At 44.8% G+C, this 20,723-nt stretch carries 18 protein-coding genes; 17 read left to right on the top strand and 1 reads right to left on the bottom strand.

Features of this window, described 5'->3' with window-relative positions:
* Positions 1-5: 5 nt before the first annotated feature.
* The 13 genes from EIZ58_RS17645 to EIZ58_RS17585 all read left to right on the top strand — a co-directional run bounded on the left by EIZ58_RS17645 (position 6) and on the right by EIZ58_RS17585 (position 12,978).
* Positions 6-956, top strand: coding sequence for a ribose-phosphate diphosphokinase (locus EIZ58_RS17645; RefSeq protein ID WP_134702209.1), 951 nt, complete (start codon positions 6-8; stop codon positions 954-956).
* A gap of 62 nt (positions 957-1,018) precedes the next feature.
* Entirely contained in the window at positions 1,019-1,660 is a 642-nt protein-coding gene (locus tag EIZ58_RS17640; protein WP_134702208.1) for a 50S ribosomal protein L25/general stress protein Ctc, read from the top strand.
* Between the two features lie 87 nt (positions 1,661-1,747).
* The gene (pth, locus tag EIZ58_RS17635; RefSeq protein WP_134702207.1) at positions 1,748-2,305 is read left to right on the top strand and encodes an aminoacyl-tRNA hydrolase; all 558 of its coding nucleotides are present in this window, start codon (positions 1,748-1,750) and stop codon (positions 2,303-2,305) included.
* Positions 2,306-2,378: 73 nt separating this feature from the next.
* Positions 2,379-2,597, top strand: a complete 219-nt coding sequence (locus EIZ58_RS17630; RefSeq protein ID WP_134702206.1) for an anti-sigma-F factor Fin — start codon at positions 2,379-2,381, stop codon at positions 2,595-2,597.
* Between the two features lie 95 nt (positions 2,598-2,692).
* Positions 2,693-6,238, top strand: coding sequence for a transcription-repair coupling factor (mfd, locus tag EIZ58_RS17625; protein WP_134702205.1), 3,546 nt, complete (start codon positions 2,693-2,695; stop codon positions 6,236-6,238).
* A complete protein-coding gene (locus EIZ58_RS17620; RefSeq protein ID WP_134702204.1) occupies positions 6,225-7,307 on the top strand; it encodes a peptidylprolyl isomerase in 1,083 nt (360 codons plus the stop codon). The genes mfd and EIZ58_RS17620 overlap by 14 nt, the downstream gene beginning before the upstream one ends.
* Positions 7,308-7,539: 232 nt before the next feature.
* Complete coding sequence (spoVT, locus tag EIZ58_RS17615) at positions 7,540-8,079, top strand: stage V sporulation protein T (RefSeq protein WP_134702203.1); 540 nt, start codon at positions 7,540-7,542, stop codon at positions 8,077-8,079.
* Positions 8,080-8,262: 183 nt separating this feature from the next.
* Positions 8,263-9,894: a putative polysaccharide biosynthesis protein gene (locus tag EIZ58_RS17610; RefSeq protein WP_134702202.1), complete on the top strand. Its 1,632-nt coding sequence runs from the start codon at positions 8,263-8,265 to the stop codon at positions 9,892-9,894.
* A gap of 13 nt (positions 9,895-9,907) precedes the next feature.
* A complete protein-coding gene (gene yabN / locus EIZ58_RS17605) occupies positions 9,908-11,371 on the top strand; it encodes a bifunctional methyltransferase/pyrophosphohydrolase YabN (protein ID WP_134702201.1) in 1,464 nt (487 codons plus the stop codon).
* A 17-nt stretch (positions 11,372-11,388) separates the two neighbouring features.
* Positions 11,389-11,682 carry an RNA-binding S4 domain-containing protein gene (locus tag EIZ58_RS17600; protein WP_134702200.1) on the top strand — a complete coding sequence of 98 codons (294 nt, stop codon included), beginning with the start codon at positions 11,389-11,391 and terminating at the stop codon, positions 11,680-11,682.
* Positions 11,683-11,755: 73 nt separating this feature from the next.
* Positions 11,756-12,040, top strand: a complete 285-nt coding sequence (gene yabP, locus EIZ58_RS17595; RefSeq protein ID WP_134702199.1) for a sporulation protein YabP — start codon at positions 11,756-11,758, stop codon at positions 12,038-12,040.
* Positions 12,037-12,657 carry a spore cortex biosynthesis protein YabQ gene (gene yabQ, locus EIZ58_RS17590; protein ID WP_134702198.1) on the top strand — a complete coding sequence of 207 codons (621 nt, stop codon included), beginning with the start codon at positions 12,037-12,039 and terminating at the stop codon, positions 12,655-12,657. Before yabP ends, yabQ begins: the two co-directional genes overlap by 4 nt.
* Positions 12,658-12,669: 12 nt before the next feature.
* Positions 12,670-12,978 carry an FtsB family cell division protein gene (locus EIZ58_RS17585; protein WP_134702197.1) on the top strand — a complete coding sequence of 103 codons (309 nt, stop codon included), beginning with the start codon at positions 12,670-12,672 and terminating at the stop codon, positions 12,976-12,978.
* A gap of 441 nt (positions 12,979-13,419) precedes the next feature.
* Here EIZ58_RS17585 and EIZ58_RS17580 read toward each other — a convergent pair whose 3' ends face one another.
* A complete protein-coding gene (locus EIZ58_RS17580) occupies positions 13,420-13,731 on the bottom strand; it encodes a hypothetical protein (protein WP_134702196.1) in 312 nt (103 codons plus the stop codon).
* Between the two features lie 343 nt (positions 13,732-14,074).
* On the opposite strand from EIZ58_RS17580, the gene spoIIE reads away from it, so the two are divergent.
* The 4 genes from spoIIE (at position 14,075) to ftsH (ending at position 20,635) form a co-directional block, all read left to right on the top strand.
* Complete coding sequence (gene spoIIE, locus EIZ58_RS17575; RefSeq protein WP_240689158.1) at positions 14,075-16,561, top strand: stage II sporulation protein E; 2,487 nt, start codon at positions 14,075-14,077, stop codon at positions 16,559-16,561.
* A 162-nt stretch (positions 16,562-16,723) separates the two neighbouring features.
* Complete coding sequence (gene tilS, locus EIZ58_RS17570) at positions 16,724-18,136, top strand: tRNA lysidine(34) synthetase TilS (RefSeq protein WP_134702195.1); 1,413 nt, start codon at positions 16,724-16,726, stop codon at positions 18,134-18,136.
* 14 nt (positions 18,137-18,150) lie between these two features.
* Positions 18,151-18,690, top strand: a complete 540-nt coding sequence (hpt, locus tag EIZ58_RS17565; RefSeq protein ID WP_134702194.1) for a hypoxanthine phosphoribosyltransferase — start codon at positions 18,151-18,153, stop codon at positions 18,688-18,690.
* A gap of 70 nt (positions 18,691-18,760) precedes the next feature.
* A complete protein-coding gene (ftsH, locus tag EIZ58_RS17560) occupies positions 18,761-20,635 on the top strand; it encodes an ATP-dependent zinc metalloprotease FtsH (RefSeq protein WP_134702193.1) in 1,875 nt (624 codons plus the stop codon).
* The last annotated feature ends 88 nt before the right edge of the window (positions 20,636-20,723 follow it).

Genomic DNA, 20,723 nt, shown 5'->3' with positions numbered 1-20,723 from the left:
AAACAATGGCTAATTATCGCGATCCGAAGCTGAAGGTGTTCACCTGCAATGCCAATCCTCAATTGGCAAAAGAAATTGCTGACCATATTGGTATCCCATTAGGAAATGCAGAAGTGGTTCGCTTTAGTGATGGTGAAATACAGATCAAATTAAATGAAAGTGTACGTGGAGCGGATGTTTTCGTTATTCAATCCACAAGCGCACCAGTTAACCAGAATCTAATGGAACTTCTCATCATGCTTGACGCCTTGAAGAGAGCTTCTGCCAAGAGCATTAATGTGGTTATTCCTTATTACGGATATGCAAGACAGGATCGTAAGGCTCGCGCCCGTGATCCGATTACAGCCAAGCTTGTTGCCAACTTGATTGAAACGGCAGGGGCCCATCGCGTAATCGCCATGGATTTACACGCAACTCAGATTCAAGGTTTCTTCGATATTCCTGTTGATCATCTGCTAGGAGTTCCAATCCTTGCGAAGTATTTCCTGGAAAAAGAACTATCGGATATCGTCGTGGTTTCACCTGACCATGGCGGGGTAACCAGAGCAAGAAAGCTAGCTGAAAGGTTAGAAGCGCCAATAGCGATTATTGATAAGCGTAGACCAGAACCTAATGTGGCAGAAGTAATGAACATTGTCGGAAACATTGACGGCAAAACAGCCATTCTTATCGACGATATGATCGATACGGCAGGTACAATCACATTGGCTGCGAATGCTTTAGTGGAGAGCGGAGCAAAAGGAGTATATGCCTGCTGCTCGCATCCTGTACTATCTGGTCCTGCCATTGACCGTATTGCCAACTCGAAAATTGAAGAACTCGTGGTAACCAATACCATTGTTCTAACCGAAGAAAAGCTTATTCCAAAGATTAAAATGCTGTCTATCGCGCCGATCATTGGAGAGGCGATCATTCGCGTTCACGAGGAACTATCCGTAAGTAAACTTTTCGACTAGGTTTGAACCTTCCTAAAAGGGGTTAATATAGAAGATGTACCACTTTTAGGAGGGTGATAAGGATGTCGACTAGTTTGAATGCTGCACTTCGTGATAGTCAAACCTATTCGGGACTCAATGAGCTGAGAGCAAAAGGACGCATACCGGCTGTCTTATATGGATTGAACCAGCAGAATCAGAATATCCATGTGGATTACTCGGATCTCACGCAATTGCTTCGCCACCATGGCAAAAATAGTATTGTGGAGCTCCATGTTCAGAACGGCCGTTCCGAAAAAGTTATCATTAACGAGATTCAAAAAGATAACATCAAGAATCAAATCCTTCACCTAGACTTCAAGCGTGTGAATATGAATAAGCCTATGCTTGCTTCCGTTCCTATCGTATTACTAGGCGAAGCAACTGGGGCGAAACAAGGGGGCGTAACTCAATTCCAGACAAGGGAATTAGAGGTTCGCTGCCTTCCATCCGATCTTCCAGAATCGATTCCCGTGTATGTTTCGGATCTGGAAATTGGACAAAGTTTAACCGTAGCTGATCTTGACTTGCCTACAGGGTTAGAAGTTCAGCATGAGTTAGATGAGGTTATTGTGTCGATTGTAGCACCACGTCTACAGCCTGTAGAAGAAGAACCGGCTGATACGATTCAAGAACCAGAAGTGGTCGGAGCTCGTGATAGTCACGGCATGGATGAAGCAAAATAATACAACAAAGAGAGAACTGTGCGTTTGCCAAGAGAGGATGACACAGTTCTCTTTTGGTATTTATATAGATATTAGGAGGAACGGGCTTTGAAACTGTTTGTCGGTTTGGGGAATCCCGGGAAGCAATACGAGAAAACGAGACACAACGCCGGGTTTATGGTTATTGATGAATGTGCAAAAGCAATGGGGATTGAGCTTAGTCAAATCAAGTTCAAAGGGATCATGGGAGAAGGGCATGCCCAAGGACAAAAGGTGATCTTGCTAAAACCCCTAACGTATATGAACTTATCTGGAGAATCTTTAATCCAGGTTATTCAATTTTACAAGCTAGACCCTCAACAGATCGTTGTGATTTACGACGATTTGGATACGCCTGTGGGGCAGGTTCGCTTACGGATGAAGGGAAGTGCTGGAGGACATAACGGAATCAAGTCGATTATTCAGCATTTGGGTACGGAGGAATTCAATCGCATTCGCGTGGGGATTGGTCGTCCACCGGCTGGAAAAAAGGTCGTGGATTATGTATTAGAGCCTTTTCGTAAAGAAGAAGACATGGAGATCCAAAGCGCAGTGAAAAAGGCTTCCGAAGCGGCAGCGCATTGGCTGCAAGACACCTTTGTTCAGGTGATGAATCGGTACAACTAAACCTGAAGTATGTTTTCCCAACCTAAGGGAAAGAATATCTAGGAGGAATATACTCCCCCTAGGAGGCATAGTCATGTCTATAAAATATGTATGTCCACATTGTAAATCCACACTTGGCAACATTGAGTCGGAGCTGGTCACGGAGACGGAATTGGGTTGGCATTTCTTGACCCCTGAGGAACGACAACATATAATTAGCTATGATAATGGCAATATGATTGTAAACGTAACCTGTGAATATTGCAGCGAGGCTATTCAGCGTAATCCTGAGTTAGCCTATCCCTTGCAGTAATCGTATAGCCTCGGCTTATGTCGGCTGAGGCTATTTTTGACTTGAATGTGTTCATTTAATAGATTGATTTCACCCAACGGAGAGGGGGGCTAGTGGTGAAGGGAATTATTCAAAGGTTTCTAGATAATGTAGATTTCCAAACGATTATGAAAGGCTTTGATCAGGGGTTAAAGGAGCAGCTCGTAGCTGGACTCAGTGGATCGGCCAGACAGTTATTTATTAGTTCTATCTTTCAAGCGCTAGATAAGCCATTATTAGTGGTTACTCATAATCTTTTTCAAGCTCAGAAAATATACGAGGACCTTCTAGAACTGGTCGGAGACGACCAGGTATTGCTGTTTCCAGCCAATGAGCTGATTGTCTCGGAAATGGCAATTGCCAGTCCAGAAACACAAGCGAACCGAATTGAGGTTCTTACGAAACTAGGTGAAAAGAAAAAGAGAATCCTTGTCGCTCCTTTCGCTGGTCTGCGCAGAATCATGGTTTCACAAGAGGTATGGGAAAAGTCACAGGTTCGTGTTCAAGTAGGGCAAGAGATTGACTTAAGCTCCATGCTTCAGAGCCTCATTTCCTTAGGCTACGAGCGCGTGGAAATGGTAGAGGGGAAAGGACAGCTGAGCCTTCGAGGGGGAATACTCGACATTTTCCCTGTGTATTTAGAAAATCCCGTTCGCATTGAATTGTTTGATGTCGAGGTAGACTCGATCCGAACTTTCGATTTAGCCAATCAACGATCTATTGATAAATTAGAATCCATCACTCTTCCACCTACGAGTGAAATCTTTGGGGACCAAGAGGTACTTAGATCTGCAGCGAATTTACTAGAACAGAAGCTAACTGAAACCTTGCTAACGATTAAGGACCCATCGGTGAAGGAAAAGCTAACCACGAAGATTGGTTGGGAAATTGAGCAATTGCGGCAAGGAAATCGCTTCCAAGCAATCTATAAATATATCTCTTTGCTGTATCCTCGTTACCAGAGTTTGATAGATTACATGCCTCAAGATACCATTATGGTATTAGATGAACCATCCAGGATATTAGAGACGATTGACCAGCTGGAAAAAGAAGAAGCCGAGTGGAAAACGACCCTTGTCGCCGAAGGTGAATTTACCCATAACATCCCTCTCGCCTTCAATTACGAAGATGTAGTCAATAACAAGAAGAATAAAGTCATTCATTTATCCCTATTCCTTCGTCAGATTCCGAAAACTGCGCCTCAGAACATGGTCAATTTCAACTGTAAGCCGATGCAGGATTTTCATGGCCAGTTGAATGTGCTGAAGGGTGAATTAGAACGCTGGACGAAGTCCCATCATCAAGTTGTTTTCCTGGCTGCTGACGAAGACCGCGCCAAACGATTGGAGCGGGTGTTCCAGGATTACGAGATCGAGGCCGATCTCATTCTTGGGCCAGTGGAAAACATCAGCCAGCGACCGATCATTACCGTTGGGAATTTGCAAACCGGCTTTGAACTGCCGATGCATCATGTTGTTGTGGTAACGGAGTCAGAGGTCTTTACCCAGAAGCAGCGAAAGGCACGAAAAACGAAAACTAATATTAGCAATGCGGAACGAATTAAAAATTACAATGAACTGAAGGTTGGAGACTTTGTTGTCCATGTGAATCACGGGATCGGAAAGTATCTAGGCATCGAGACCCTAGAGATTAATGGAATCCACAAGGATTATCTCCACTTGAAGTATGCGGGCAACGATAAGCTTTACGTGCCGATTGATCAGATTGATCAAGTCCAACGTTATGTCGCAGATGAAGATAAAGAACCGAAGGTTTACAAGCTCGGAGGAACCGAGTGGAAAAAGGTAACGAGCAAGGTTCGCGCCTCCATTCAGGATATTGCGGCAGACTTAATTAAGCTGTACGCAAAACGAGAGGCTAGCCAAGGGTATGCCTTCAGTAAAGATACACCAGAGATGCGTGAGTTTGAAGCCATGTTTCCGTATGATGAGACAACGGACCAGCTTCGAGCCATTGAAGAAATTAAAAAGGATATGGAAAAATCCCGTCCAATGGATCGATTATTGTGCGGAGATGTAGGATATGGAAAAACCGAGGTGGCTATACGCTCTGCCTTTAAAGCGATTATGGACGGCAAGCAAGTAGCTGTATTGGTTCCTACCACCATCTTGGCTCAGCAGCATTATGAAACCTTTAAAGAGCGTTTTTCTGGATATCCCGTTAATCTGGCCGTTATTAGTCGCTTCCGTTCTCGTAAAGAACAGAATGAAGCCATGAAAATGCTAAAAGACGGAAGGTTGGATATCATCATCGGGACCCATCGCCTCCTGTCTAAGGATGTGGTCTTTAAGGATTTAGGGCTGCTGATCGTCGATGAAGAGCAACGCTTCGGGGTAACGCACAAAGAGAAGCTCAAGCAGTTTAAAGCCAATGTCGATGTCTTGACTTTAACGGCTACGCCGATCCCTCGAACCTTGCACATGTCCATGCTCGGCGTAAGGGATTTGTCCGTCATTGAGACTCCGCCTGAGAACCGTTTTCCTGTACAAACGTATGTCATGGAGTATAGCGCAGCTCTTGTAAGAGAAGCGATCGAGAGAGAGCTTGGACGCGGCGGGCAGGTGTACTTCTTATATAACCAGGTTCAAGGGATTGAGCAAATGGCGGAACAAATTAGTTTCCTTGTGCCCGATTCCAAGGTAGCTGTCGCTCATGGACAGATGAAAGAAACCGAGCTAGAGCAAGTGATGCTAGATTTTCTTGAAGGACATACCGATGTGTTGGTCAGTACGACGATTATTGAAACCGGTGTAGATATTCCTAATGTAAATACCCTGATTGTTTACAATGCGGATCGCATGGGATTATCTCAGCTCTACCAGCTAAGAGGGAGAGTAGGGCGTTCGAATCGAATGGCGTATGCCTACTTCACCTATCAGCGAGATAAGGTTCTGACGGAAGTAGCAGAGAAACGACTTCAGGCCATTAAAGAATTTACGGAGCTGGGCTCAGGCTTTAAAATTGCGATGCGAGATCTGGCCATCCGTGGAGCAGGTAATCTATTGGGGGCCGAACAGCATGGATTCATCGCTTCCGTAGGATTTGATTTGTATAGCCAAATGCTCAAGGAAGCCATTGACGAGCTCAAGGGTGGACCGAAAGAAGAAGAAGCGATCCATCCGGAAATTGATATTCAGCTAGATGCGTTTATCCCGTCCGACTATATAAAAGACAGCAAACAGAAAATCGAAATGTATAAGAAGTTTGCAGCTGTTTATGAAATGGAAGATGTGGTGGATCTAGAAGAAGAGCTGGTAGACCGTTTTGGAGATATTCCACTGCCAGTGGAGAACCTCTTGAGCGTAGCGCGATTGCGTGTATACTCGTATCTGCATCGCATTACAAGCATTGTTCAAAAGGGTACCAACCTAGTGATCAACCTTCACGCAGATCAGAATCTCCAGATTGATGGCACCAAATTGTTTACTTTAGCCAATCAATATGACCGACGTATGAGCTTGGCAACTGGACAACACCTGTCGGTTACTGTTAAAGTAAATGGGTTGACTCCTGAAGAGGGCATCAAGCTCGTCGAGAAGTTCCTGTCGGAGTTTGAACAAGTGAAAAAAGTGAAGGGAGAATTAAATAATGTGGCCACTTAGAAAATGGGGAGCCCTTATGCTTTCCTTTACGCTTGCCTTGTCTCTACTAACCGCTTGTGGGAAGGCGGAAGACAAGGAAGCGAAAGGAAAAGAAGAGCAAACCCAAGCGGATCAAGATCAACAGCCAACAGGGGAAGAAAGCCCGGTTCCAGTGGTAGACGTTAGTTTAGGCATGGAGCCCAATACGGTGGTAGCGGAATATGAGGGTGGAACCATTACAGTAGAGCAATTCGAAAACTATTTGGCAATCCAATCCTTTATTAACCCTCAAGCAGGGTTTGCCATCCATGAGAAACTCCCGGAATCACTTCAACTTTTCATAGATAGCTATGTTTCTGAGATTGTCATGGCTGAACGCGCACCAGAAGTGGCAAACGCAGAAAGTGAAGCCAAACAGCTAGTTGACCGGATTAAAAGTCAGTACCTGATGGTATTCGGCAACGATGAGAAGAAATTAGAAAAGCAAATGCAGGATCAAAAAGTAACAGACGAAGATCTGACTGCGTTTTTTGTTCGATATAAGAAGGTAGAAGCCTACCTGCGTACACAAGTTCAAGAAGATGAAATGAAAAAGCGTTATGAAGAAGGAAAGACGCAAGGAGAGTTTACCATTGCTTCTGTGCGCCATATCTTGGTCTCTGTAGGAGATCAAGCAGCCCCTCCTGCCGAAGGAGAAAAGAAAGCTTTAACGGATGAAGAAGCGAAGAAGCTGGCAGATGATTTAGCCAGTCGTTTAAGAAAAGGGGAAGATTTTGCTGCGTTAGCCAAAGAGTTTTCGGATGACCCAGGCAGTAAAGAAACCGGCGGATTGTATGAAGATGTAGAAGTAGCCATGTGGGTACCTGAGTTTAAGCAGGCAGCTCTGGAGCTTCCGTTGAATGAAATCAGCGATCCGGTCAAAACGGACTATGGTTATCACGTCATGAAGGTCGAAAAACGTTCGGAAAAAGGCTATGACGATGTAAAGGATCAAATTCGTTCTCAGTTCGTGAACGAAAAATATGATGCATTTATGGATAAGGAGCTTCCTTCCCTTATGAAGAAAGTCAACCTTCCAGAGAAAAAATAAGTTGAAGGTCCCAAGGCTGGAATTACCAGCTCGAGGGACCTTCTTCTTTTTCCAAAATAAGGTGTCAGAGAAGCTTGGTGAATATTATCCAATAAGGAGATATATACTATCCCTACACCAGGAAACAAGCAGTTCCCCAACAGGTAGGCATAAGGCAAAATAGGGTATCAACGATTGTGATAAGTAGTTCCAGTCAAGTGAAAACTTCAAGTGAAAGTGAGGCATCTAGATAATGAAAGCAACTGGAATCGTACGTCGGATTGATGATCTTGGCCGTGTGGTAATTCCAAAGGAAATTCGCCGGACGCTAAGAATTCGTGAAGGTGACCCTCTTGAGATCTTTGTTGACAGGGACGGCGAAGTGATTTTAAAGAAGTACTCCCCAATTGGAGAACTTGGCGATTTTGCTAAAGAGTATGCAGATTCTTTGTATGAAAGCATTGGGCACATCACCCTGATCTCTGACCGCGATACCATCATCGCAGTTTCTGGGGCTAGTAAGAAAGAATTTATGGACAAGTCTATAGGATCAATGGTCGAAACCTGTATGGAAGAACGAAAAACTCTGATTCAAGGTCCTGGTGAATACGAAGTTTGCCGCGATGTCAAGGAACACTACTCCTCGATTGTAGTCGCTCCTATTGTGGCAGGAGGAGACCCTATCGGAGCGGTTATCCTCTCCAGTAAAGAGGAAGCAGTAAAGATGGGTGACTTGGAAACGAAGATGGCTGAGACTGCAGCTGGTTTCCTAGCGAAGCAAATGGAACAATAATGAATAAAGTTAACTTGGCAAAGACCAGGTTACCCTCATGAACAAAGGGAAAGTGGTAATACATAAACCTTTCCGAGGGGATAAGAGCTTTTCCGGACTTAATTTGAGTCTGGGAGAGCTCTTTGTGTTTAAATGGGCATATGATATAATAGCTTAGATTTTGAATCCTGGGGGAGGAAATTTATGTCAAAGAAGTTAGATGGAGCAACCTTCATCAAAGGAGCAGCCATATTGGGACTGGCTTCATTATTCTCCAAAATGCTGGGGTTGATCTACAGGATTCCTTATCAAAACATAACAGGTGACCTGGGTTATTATGTCTACACGCAAGTTTATCCCCTTTATGGTACCTTATTAATCCTGGCAACGGCTGGCTTTCCTATCGCGATCTCCAAGATGGTTTCGGAAAAGCTTGCAGTTGGAGACCTATACGGAGTAAGAAGAGTTTTTAAGGTTTCCATTATCACCTTGTTTTTCACTGGAATTATTTCTTTCTTATCCTTATATTATGGAGCGGAATCGATCGCTAGGTGGATGGGTAATGATAAATTAACTCTTCCCATTCAGAGCGTTTCTTATGCACTATTAATTGTTCCTCCTATGGCAGCCATGCGAGGATATTTCCAAGGTCATCAAAATATGATCCCAACCGCCATTTCCCAAATTGCGGAGCAGTTTGTCCGTGTCGCCACGATCATTGTGTTAGCGTACTGGTTTATGAGCACGACAGGAAATGAGTATTTGGCGGGTGCGGGAGCCGTGTTCGGCGCAGTCACAGGGGCGTTAACGGGTCTTTTGGTGCTCTTATTATTCTGGAAGAAAAATAGAAAGCTACATACACAAATTCCTCCGAGTGAAGCTAAGAAGCATCCTCAGGAGTCATCTTGGAAGTTAATTAAGCAAATACTATATTATGCCATTCCGATCTGTTTTGGTGCCTTAGTCTTGCCTTTGCTTCAATTGTCTGATTCCTTTACCGTGGCCAATTTATTGGTGAAAGCAGGGTATCCTGCTGAAGAAGCCAATATACTCAAAGGAATTTTCGACCGGGGACAGCCCTTAGTGGCCTTTGGCGCTTTTTTCGCAACAGCTTTATCCCTTTCCCTTGTTCCTGCCATTTCTGAGGCGAATGCCAGGCAGGCAAGGCAGATTATCAAGAGTCGGACGGAACTGGCACTTCGCTTGACCTTGATGATCGGCTTACCGACTTCCATTGGATTGGCTGTGGTGGCTCAACCTGTCAATATCATGCTTTATCAAAACGACAAAGGAACGATGACTCTCATCGTCTTGTCCTTTACCACCATTTTCTCCACCCTGGGAATTACCTCGGCGGGGATCTTACAAGGACTGGGGAAGGTACTGCTGCCCGCGCAGAACTTATTAGTTGGGGTCGTGATAAAAGTTGGATTGAACCTGTTGCTCATTCCTATCATGGGGATTTCTGGCGCAGCGTTAGCCACAGTTTTGGCTTACGCCGTAGCCACGATGTTGAATCTGAGGGCAGTAGCCAAATATACAGATGTCACCTTTCAATTTAAATCGTTTTTCCTTAAGCCTATTTTTGCGGTATCCATGATGGCCGTTTTTGTATTCTTGATTGAACAATTGAGCATGAATATGCTTTTTGGTGTGATCGAGTCGTACCGACTTTATTATTCCGTTGTTGCCGTCATTTCTGTAGCTTGTGGAGCCATCGTTTACGGAATCGCCTTATTGGTTTCAGGCTCCATTACAAAAACCGATCTACAATACATCCCCAAAGCAGGGAAGGTTATACCCATCTTAAGTAGACTTCACTTATTACGGGATTAGAAAGAGGTTTTGTATGAGTAAAATTTCTATTATTGGTCTAGGAGCAGGCGATATTAACCAAATGTCACTAGGGGTTTATGAGCGTATTACGCAAGCCAAAGCGTTGTTTTTGCGCACGGCAAAGCATCCCGTGGTACAAGAGCTTAGCCATCGGGGAATCCCATTTCAATCTTTTGATGCCTATTATGAGCAATCCGACCAATTTTCGGATGTGTATTCATTGATCTACAAGGAGCTCATTGCACAGGCCAAGGAGAAAGGCGAGGTGTTATTCGCCGTTCCTGGTCATCCGATGGTGGCAGAGCAAACGACACAGCTTCTTTTACAGGGCGCTCCTGAGCACGGGGTAGAGGTCGAGGTGGTGGGCGGCCAAAGCTTCTTGGATGCGGTGTTTTCAGCATTGCAATTCGATCCCGTGGAAGGATTCGTCTTGCTCGATGCCCTTATGCTGGAGGCGAAGAATGTAAATCCTCATGTCCATACTCTTATTACGCAGGTCTATGATGATCTTACGGCATCGGAAGTGAAGCTGACGCTGATGGAGGTCTTCCCTGATGAGTATCCCGTCACGCTTGTGCTGTCCGCAGGGATTAAGGGAGAAGAGCAAATTCTTCGCATGCCGCTTTATGAACTGGATCGTATAAAAGGCACGCATAATCTCGCTGCTGTTTATGTACCTCCTACGAAGGAGGAGAAAACACTAAATCGACGATTCTCTACCCTTCGAGAGATTATCGCCATTCTAAGAAGCCCTGAGGGGTGTCCTTGGGATCGAGAGCAGACGCATCAATCGATTCGTAAGCATCTGATTGAAGAGACCTACGAAGTGCTAGAGACGATCGATGATGATGATCCTGAGGCGATGTGTGAGGAAATGGGTGACTTATTGATGCAAGTCATGCTCCATTCTCAAATTGCCGAGGATGAAGGGGACTTTACCATTGAAGATGTGATTGAGGTCCTGAATGAAAAGCTCATCCGTCGTCACCCTCATGTATTCGGTGAACGAGAAGCGGATACGAGTGAGCAAGTCGTCAAGAACTGGGATCAGATTAAAGCAGAGGAAAAGAAGGCTAAAGGTCTTGAAACCGTAAAGGCCTCTCTTCTTGATGGAATTCCGCGTGATCTGCCCGCACTCATGACCGCATTTGCCATCTCCAAGAAAGCCTCTAAAGTCGGCTTCGATTGGGAACGCGTGGAGGACGTGTACGCGAAGATTGAAGAGGAGCTAGAAGAAATTAAGCAAGCTAAGAATGACGAGGAGATCAAGGCTGAGCTAGGAGACCTATTGTTTGCTGTGGCGAATCTCGCCCGGTTTATTAAGGTGGACCCCGAGGAAGCTTTAGCGCTTACCAACCGCAAGTTTAAATCGAGGTTCCAATATATTGAGCAGCGCCTGAAAGAACGGAATAAAAGCGTAGAAGACTCTTCCCTTGATGAGATGGAAGCCCTATGGCAGGAAGCGAAGAAGAACTAGTAGTAAGGAGATCAATCATGAGATTAGATAAATTTTTGAAGGTATCACGGTTAGTGAAGCGCAGAACCATGGCTAAGGAGGTCTGTGACCAGGGTCGTGTGGAATTGAACGGTCGGCCAGCGAAGTCCAGCAGTACAGTGAAATTAGGGGACAATCTCGCCATTCGCTATGGCAATCGACTCGTGACGGTTCAGATCGAGAGAATTGTCGATACAACGAAAAAAGAGGAAGCTGCAACGATGTATACCTTGGTATCAGAGGAACGGTTAAAGCAAGAAGAGCCAACCATCGATCCCGATTATCCGTGGTAAGCTTTTAAGGTTCTAATTCTTGTATCCAAGCCATAACATGTACAAAAAAGCGAATCACGGAGGTGTACAGGTTATGGCGGATGCGAAGAAAACCCCTAGACATGAAATTATGATGTTTAATCGAAAAAAACTTGAGATATCTGGCGTACTGAATGTGGAGAGCTTTGACAGTGAAGAGTTCTTACTCGAAACGGAATGCGGGTTTCTTTGCATTAAGGGACAGAATCTACACATGAAAAACTTGAGTCTTGAAACAGGCCAGGTTTCGATTGAAGGCTATGTTCATGACTTGGGGTATATTGACGAGCATAGCGGAGGGGCGAAAGGAAAAGGCTTCTTAGGGAAGTTATTCAAGTGAGTATAAAGATACAAGCACTCACTATGCTGCTTATGGTAGGATGCGGGATGACCATGGGCCTGCTCTATGACACATATCGAGTGATGAAAGGGCAGACGGGACTTCGCGGATGGCTTGTGATCATCTGCGATCTTTTGTTTTGGGCAAGCTGCATCTTCCTCGTCTTTGGCACCTTGTTAAGAGTAAATGATGGCATCGTCCGAGTTTACTTATTTTTAGGAATGGGAATTGGCGCCTGGTTCTATTTTGCTCTCCTTCATTCTTTTTATATTAAATGGTTTTTACGATTGATTAATTTGGTTAAGGCCATTTACCGATTTATTGTAAGGCTGATTCAAGTTATTGTGATCAAACCGATTATCTTTATCTATAAGACAATCATAGCCCTCGTTGTTGCAGTGGTGTTGTTCTTATGGAAGGTAGCTACCTTTGCCTATAGTCTAATCTTGAAGCTGGTTACCCCTATAGGAAAACAGTCCGCTAAGCTCAGTAAGCAAATATATTCGGGATCAAAGAAAAAGGGAGCAGGAATTTTATCTCGTCTGGCGAAACTATTTAAACGAAAGCGCCATAAGAAGAAAGATGATGACGACGAAGACGAAGATAAAATTGAATGAGGTGAGTGAGCGATGCCTGATCTTGATCCGATCGAGAACAGAGTGAAGGGTCAGAGAAGAAGGAAGAGATTACTCGCGATGGTGATGTTCCCTTTTTGTATATGGGCCGGATTTACGTGGTATGAGCAGCAAACGATTCTATTAGGGAAGAAAGAGGACCTAAGAAAAGCCCAGCAAACTTTCGACCAAGTGAAACTAGAGAACGAAGAGCTCACCTACCGAGTAAACAAGCTAAACGATAAAGAATATATAGCAGAGATCGCGAGACGCGATTACCATCTGTCCAAGCCTGGGGAAGTGATTTTTATTACTCCGGAGTAGGGTGGGAGTGAATAACCGGAGAGAACTCCGGTTATTTTTGTTTTGCCTGCCTGGCAGGCGGGGGACGGGATGATCACGAAACCCCACAGCTTGGTTCCAAACCGGTAATGATTCCAACTCTCACCAGGGTTTTTTCGGGTTTTGAGAGATTTTCGGTCTACTTTTTCTAAGAGCAATCTAAACTTGGGTTTAGAGCGACTGAAATGAAGCTGATTTTTTAAGTAATTCCGCTTTTTTTTATCAACTGTGCCTGTGCTGAGACTCCGCGGCTGGCGTCTCGGGGGTGGATGCTCACAAAATTTTGGATATGCTCACGGAAAAGTGGCCGATGCTCACGACTAGGTACCGTTTACTCACATCCCTGGTACAATTCCAGATAAACAAGGTGGTTTGGTCACGAGACTCCACAACTTGGTTTCAAACCGGTAATGACTTCAAATATCAGGGGATGGGACCAGGTCTGTCAATCGCCCAATGGTGTTCGGCCCGCCCAATTCCGGTAGGCAATCGCCCAAATCGAGGGCCGGAGCGCCCAAAAAGTGTGATGGATCGCCCGATTGGGCTCGGCCCGCCCAATTCCGGTAGGCAATCGCCCAAATCGAGGGCCGGAGCGCCCAAAAAGTGTGATGGATCGCCCGATTGGGCTCGGCCCGCCCAATTCCGGTAGGCAATCGCCCAAATCGAGGGCCGGAGCGCCCAAAAAGTGTGATGAATCGCCCAATGGTGTTCGGCTCGCCCAATTCCGGTAGGCAATCGCCCAAATTGAGGGCCAGAGCGCCCGAAAGTTGCGACGGATCGCCCAATGGTGTTCCTCCCGCCCCCACGGTCAGGCCACCGCCCTCACCTCGCAGCCCTCCTATCCAAACTTCCCCCATTTTATTCCCCCTTTTTATCGACAGTGAATTACAATATGACAGCAAAAACCAATGCAAAAAGCGCAAAAACCACAAATGGAAATGAATGTAAGTTTGTTTTGTGTAGACAACTCCCAATATTTGTCGCAAAGTTCTTTGAAATGAATTCTTTCTTTTGACAAATTTTACAAATGGACAAGTCTATAATCAACTTATAAATCATAAACCGGGTGGTGTTGATTATGTCACGTATGCAGGCGTTTGCTACTAATTTGGGACACCGGATGATGCTCCCAGCACAGCGCCTTCTATCCAGGGTAACCATGGGCATAGAAAGTGGAATTGAAAGGTTTGGAATTTTTTACATCCTTATGGGATATTTGTTAGGGCGTGCTATGATCCTGCAGGATCTGGCTCCCTTTGCAACAGCTTACTTTATCGTGGTCTATTTCCTTAGAAAAGATAAAGTTCTCCTCACGGCAATGGCTCTGATGATGGGGGCGGCTTCACATTCGACCTCTCATGCCGTGATGATCTTTATCAGTTTGGCCTTATCCTTTACGATTCTGAGGATACAAGAAAGGCGGTTCAAGCGAGAGTTAAATCAGGCCCCCTTTATTGTGTTGGCATCGCTTCTCATCAGCCGAATGGCGTATACCTATCTAGCAAATGAAATGACGTTGTATTCGGCTATTATGAATGTTGTAGAAGCGATCTTAGCGATGGTGCTTACCTTGATATTTGTTCAGTCCCTCCCCTTCCTCACGAGTCGAAAATATCATCACGAGCTGAAGACAGATGAGATCGTTTGTCTCGTCATTCTACTCGCATCCGTTATGACGGGAACCATCGGGTGGACGATTGAAGGCGTATCCGTTCAAAGCACACTTGCTAAATATCTCGTACTCACCCTGGCCTTCGTAGGAGGCGGAATGATTGGGGCAACGGTGGGAGTGATTACAGGAGTCATTATTAGTTTAGCCGATGTAAGAATGGTAGAACAAATAAGCTTGTTGGCTTTTGCCGGCTTATTATCAGGGTTGTTGAAAGAGGGAAAAAGAGGCGGAGCTGCCTTAGGAATGATTCTTGGGTCATCGATATTTATCCTGTATGTAGGGGACAAGCAGTCGATCATTACGTCCAGTATTGAAACGTTAGTAGCCGTTGGAATGTTTCTACTAACCCCATCCTTCTTTTTGGCTAATATCTCTCGATTCATTCCCGGTACGGAAGAAAATGCGAAATCACAATATGAATATATGAAGAAAGTAAGAGATGTAACGGTAGGGAAAATTATGAAGTTTTCTGCTATATTCCAAGAGCTGTCCGATGCCTTTACACAGGTCTCGACACAGACCAAAAAAGAAGAGGAGCAGGAAGCCATAGACATGAATGAATTCATGGCTCGGGTAACCGAACGGTCCTGCCAGACCTGCTGGAAAAAAGATAAGTGCTGGTCAGAGTACCAAGCGGAAGATACCGTTCATACCCTAGGTGAGCTGGTCTACCAACTGGATGCCTACGGAGAAATTGACATTAGTCGAATCGAAGACTCTGACTACCACAGTATGTGTGTCAATAAGGATAAACTTGAAAAAGTCATTTACGAGGAGTATGGTGCCATTCAAGAAACACTGTTTATGCAGAAGCAGGTGAAGGATAGTCGAAGGCTTGTGGCTGACCAGCTTTCTGGTGTTTCTAAGGTCATGCGCAACTTTGCTAATGAGCTACAACGGGAGGGTATTGATCTCTCTCTTCAAGAGCAGCAAATTCTCGGTGCACTAGAAAATATCGGGCTATCGGTCCAAAAGGTAAATATATTGAGTTTAGAGGAAGGGAAGGTAGATATCGAGATTACTCAGCCCGTCTGTGACGGTCATATGCAGTGTGAAAGCATTGTTGCCCCCATGCTAACGTCGATTGTCGGCGAGAATATAACGGTAAAAAGCAAGGAGTGTGATATTAGCGGAGATGGTACTTGTACGGTCATATTAGGGTCAGAGAAAAATTTTGCGGTCGCTTCCTATGGAACAGGAGTGGCCAAGGATGGGAGGTTAGTGTCAGGAGATTGCTTTATGACGATGGAGCTAGGCAGTGGGAAATACATCATGGCTATTAGTGACGGAATGGGCAACGGAGATCGAGCTCATATGGAAAGCACGTCGACCCTTCAACTGTTAAAGGAGCTGTTAGAAGCCGGTTTAGACGAATCCCTAGCGATTAAGTCCGTGAATACCGTTCTATCTCTGAGATCGCCAGATGAAATTTTTGCTACCGTGGATTTAGCTATCGTGGACCAGTATTCCGGTCATACCAAATTCATTAAGACAGGATCGAATCCTAGCTTTATTAAAAGAGGGAGGGAAGTTTTCACCGTTACCGCGAATAATTTGCCCATTGGAATTATAGAAGATATTGAAGTCGATGTCGTAACGGAGCAGATGAAGCCGGGTGATATCCTCATAATGGTGAGTGACGGCCTATTAGAAGCCCCTGCGCAAATTGAGAATAAGGAGATGTGGTTTAAACGAATTATTTCTGAGTTGAAGACGGAAGATCCAGAGGAAATATCCGATATCTTATTAGAAAGGGTGATTCGCAGCAAGTTTGGAGAAATTGATGATGATATGACGATTTTGGTTGCACGAATGGATCAATTTGTCCCCCGCTGGGGAACCTTCCCGATTCCTGGTATGGAACCGATTCAACGTCCGAAGCGTGTAAGTTAATGTCTATTTCTAGTTACAATGGAAATAATGGTACATGAGATGGACTCAAGGGTGCAACCTTGGGTTTTTCTTTTCTATAAATTCGTACAAACGCATGACGATATGATATAATTACCAATTACCAGCACTACTTCAATGTAGACGATTGATGAGGGATTAGGGATGTTTTTAACCAAGCTTGCAGCCGTCATTCAGGAAAAAAGCTTATTTAAGTCAGGGGATCGGATTCTAGTCGGGGTATCAGGCGGGGTGGATTCTCTAGCGCTGCTTGATGCCTTATTTCGCCTTTCTCAGAAGCATCATTGGCAAGTGTTTGCTGCTCACTTGAATCATCAGTTTCGAGGAGAGGAAGCAGAAGAAGATGCCCATTATGTTCAGGAGTTTTGCCAGGAGCGTGGGATCCCCTGTGAGATCGGTTCATGCAACGTCCCCGAGCTTATTGAACGGACGCAGGCCAATCCCCAAGAAGCGGCGCGTACAGCTCGCTTTTCATTTTTTCATGATGTGGCAGACAAGTGGCAGAATAATAAATTAGCTCTCGCCCACCATGCCAATGATCAAGCGGAGACGGTCCTCATGAGGATCTTGAGGGGAACAAGCGTGGAAGGTCTCGCGGGGATTCCGTATCAACGAGACGAAGCAGGATTAAGCATTGTCCGTCCTTTTCTTTCTTTTTATAAGCAGGAGCTAGAATCCTACTGTTCCCTTCAAGGGATTACCCCACGCTTAGATAGCAGCAATCTCATGCCCAAGTATCATCGCAATTTTATCCGTTTAGAAGTGATTCCTTGGCTAGAGGAGCAAGTTAATCCTTCTCTTCAAGAAGCTTTGGTGCAATTGGGATCCATTGCAAGAGAAGAAAGCCAATACTTAGATGATCTCTCAAGGAATACGCTCGAAGGAATCATGAAATCTAAAGAGGAAAATAAAATTAAAATCAAGGGTACACTATTTTTGAATTTTCATCTTGCTTTACAAAGGAGGATGATTAAACTAATATTTAGTTATCTGAGTAGAGAGTATGGGAATGTTTCATTTATACACATCGAATCCATTCTGGATTGGATGAAGCAAGGAAGAACCGCTAGCCAGATTGAACTTCCTCATAAGCTCTATGTAAGAAAAGATTACGATGACATTACTTTCTTTAGAGATCTGTCCACTCCAGAAGATCTTAAGAAAAGTTATTGTTATATTATAGGGATACCCGGACGTACATATATTAAAGAAATTAAAGCTTGGCTTACAGCAGAAATTAGACATGGAGACATGATCTTGAATCAGTTGGAGTCGAAGCAAGAAGCCCTGTTTGATTTGGATCAACTCATGGGGCCCGTTGTGATTCGCAGCCGACATCCTGGAGATCGCATGAAGATCCTCGGCATGGAGGGCACGAAAAAAGTAAAGGATATTCTTATTGATGAGAAGATTCCAAGGCAAGAACGAGAAGCGCTTCCGTTGTTGGCTGATGATCAGAGCGTGCTCTGGATTCCAGGCATTCGACGATCAGGACGTGCATTAGTTACAGCTCATACGAGCCGGCAGTTGGTTTTACGATTGACTAAAGATAAGTAGTTTAGGAGGACACCATGCAAAACGACATACTCGAGATACTTCTACATGAAGAAGAAATTCAAGCCAAGATTGCAGAGCTAGGGCGAGTCATCACGGATGAATATGAGGATAAGAACCCTCTTATTATCTGTGTCCTAAAGGGAGCTGCGCCTTTTATGTCCGATTTAATCAAGCGGATTAATACGCATATTGAAATGGATTTTATGGCTGTCTCCAGCTATGGGGCATCCACCGTTTCTTCAGGTGAAGTCCGTATTATCAAGGATCTGGATGCAAGTGTAGAAGGTCGACATGTGCTGATTGTAGAAGATATTATAGACAGCGGATTAACCTTAAGCTATTTGTTGGATCTGCTGCGCCGACGCAAAGCGGACAGTGTAAAGATTGTAACCTTATTAGATAAGCCGCATCGCAGGAAGGTGAACCTATCCCCGGATTATTGCGGGTTTGTAGTACCTGATGAATTCGTTGTAGGTTATGGTCTAGATTACGCTGAGCGCTATCGGAACCTGCCCTATATAGGGATTTTGAAGCCGGAAGTGTACGGTGGGTAGTGTAAGTTGTGGACAAAGAGTTAAATATGGTAAAATAATTTGAGTGTTTTGTCGTGAGAGGAGGTCAGGGATGAATCGATTTTTTAGAAATACAGGGTTTTATCTACTCATCTTCCTAGTTACCGTAGGAATTGTGAACTTTATTGCCAATCAAGGAACTGAGACTTCAAAGATGCCGTATAATCAGTTCAGGCAGCACTTGGATAACGGGCAAGTGGCTGAGATCTTGATCCGCCCTGAGAGTGGGACTTACTATATCGAGGGTAGGTTGAAGAGCGGTGAGACATTCTTTACGAATGGACCGTTGTACAATAACACATCCTTGCTAGAAAAGATTGAGACAGCCAACTTAGAGAGGGAAACGTATGCTGAGCAGAAAGGTGACTCGGTATGGTTAACCTTCTTAACGTCCATTATCCCATTTGTTATCATCTTTATTCTATTCTTTTTCCTTTTGAATCAAGCCCAGGGCGGCGGCAGCCGGGTTATGAATTTTGGAAAAAGCAAAGCCAAGCTTTATAACGATGATAAGAAGAAGGTTACCTTTAATGATGTAGCTGGTGCAGATGAAGAGAAGGCAGAGCTTGAAGAGGTCGTTCACTTCCTGAAGGACCCGCGCAAGTTCAGTCAGCTCGGTGCAAGAATACCAAAAGGGGTTTTGCTAGTTGGACCTCCGGGTACTGGTAAAACATTATTAGCAAGAGCCGTAGCTGGAGAAGCAGGTGTTCCTTTCTTTAGTATTTCCGGTTCTGACTTTGTAGAGATGTTCGTCGGGGTTGGTGCTTCCCGCGTTCGTGACTTGTTTGAAAATGCAAAGAAAAATGCGCCATGTATTATCTTCATCGATGAGATTGATGCTGTCGGTCGTCAGCGTGGAGCTGGGCTAGGCGGCGGTCATGATGAAAGAGAGCAGACGCTCAACCAATTGCTAGTAGAAATGGATGGATTCGGTGCCAACGAAGGAATTATCATCGTTGCTGCAACCAACCGCCCAGATATTCTAGATCCTGCACTACTTCGTCCTGGACGATTTGACCGTCAAATTACCGTAGATCGACCAGATGTTAAGGGACGTATGGCTGTGCTTCGCGTACATGCCCGCAACAAGCCTTTATCTGACGAGATTGATCTCGATGTGATTGCTAGAAGATCACCAGGATTCACAGGTGCCGATCTAGAGAATCTTCTGAATGAAGCAGCCCTTCTTGCTGCTCGTAAGAACAAGAAGAAAATTGAAATGATTGAAATTGATGAAGCGATTGACCGTGTGATTGCTGGACCAGCGAAGAAGTCTCGCGTCATCAGTGATTACGAGAAGAAGCTCGTGGCTTACCATGAAGCGGGTCACGTTATTGTAGGATATCACCTAGAACATGCGGATGCTGTTCATAAGGTAACTATCATCCCTCGCGGAAGCGCGGGTGGCTACACCGTTATGCTTCCTAAGGAAGATCGTTATTTCGCCAGTCGCTCTGAGCTTCTAGATAAGATCTCTGGTTTGCTTGGCGGACGTGTAGCGGAAGAGATTGTTCTCAAGGAAATCAGTACAGGAGCCCATAATGACTTTGAGAGAGCGACAGGCATTGCCCGCCGCATGGTTACCGAGTTTGGTATGAGTGATAAACTGGGGCCTATGCAGTTCGGACGATCTCAAGGCCAAGTGTTTTTGGGACGTGATTTCGGTCACGAGAGAGATTACAGTGAGTCCACAGCTCAAGCGATTGATGAAGAAGTACAACGCATTATTCGTGAACAATATAAGTCTACAACGGATCTTTTAATTAAGCATAGGGATGAACTAGAGCTGATCGCCCAGACCTTGCTTGATGTAGAAACGTTAGATGCAGACCAGATTAAGCAGTTAATCGAAAAAGGCCGCATCGAGCCTAAGGTGACAGCTGAAGGCGACGTAAAGGTTCAAATTCAGACAAAGAAAGAAGAATAATTCATTGCCATAGAAAGCACCCTAATTATAGGGTGCTTTTTCTCCTGTGGCTGCGTATTGACGCATTGACAAATTTAGGACATCGGTC

Source organism: Ammoniphilus sp. YIM 78166 (assembly GCF_004522215.1).
Classification (GTDB): domain Bacteria; phylum Bacillota; class Bacilli; order Aneurinibacillales; family RAOX-1; genus YIM-78166.
This window is presented reverse-complemented; position numbering and strand designations above follow the sequence as displayed.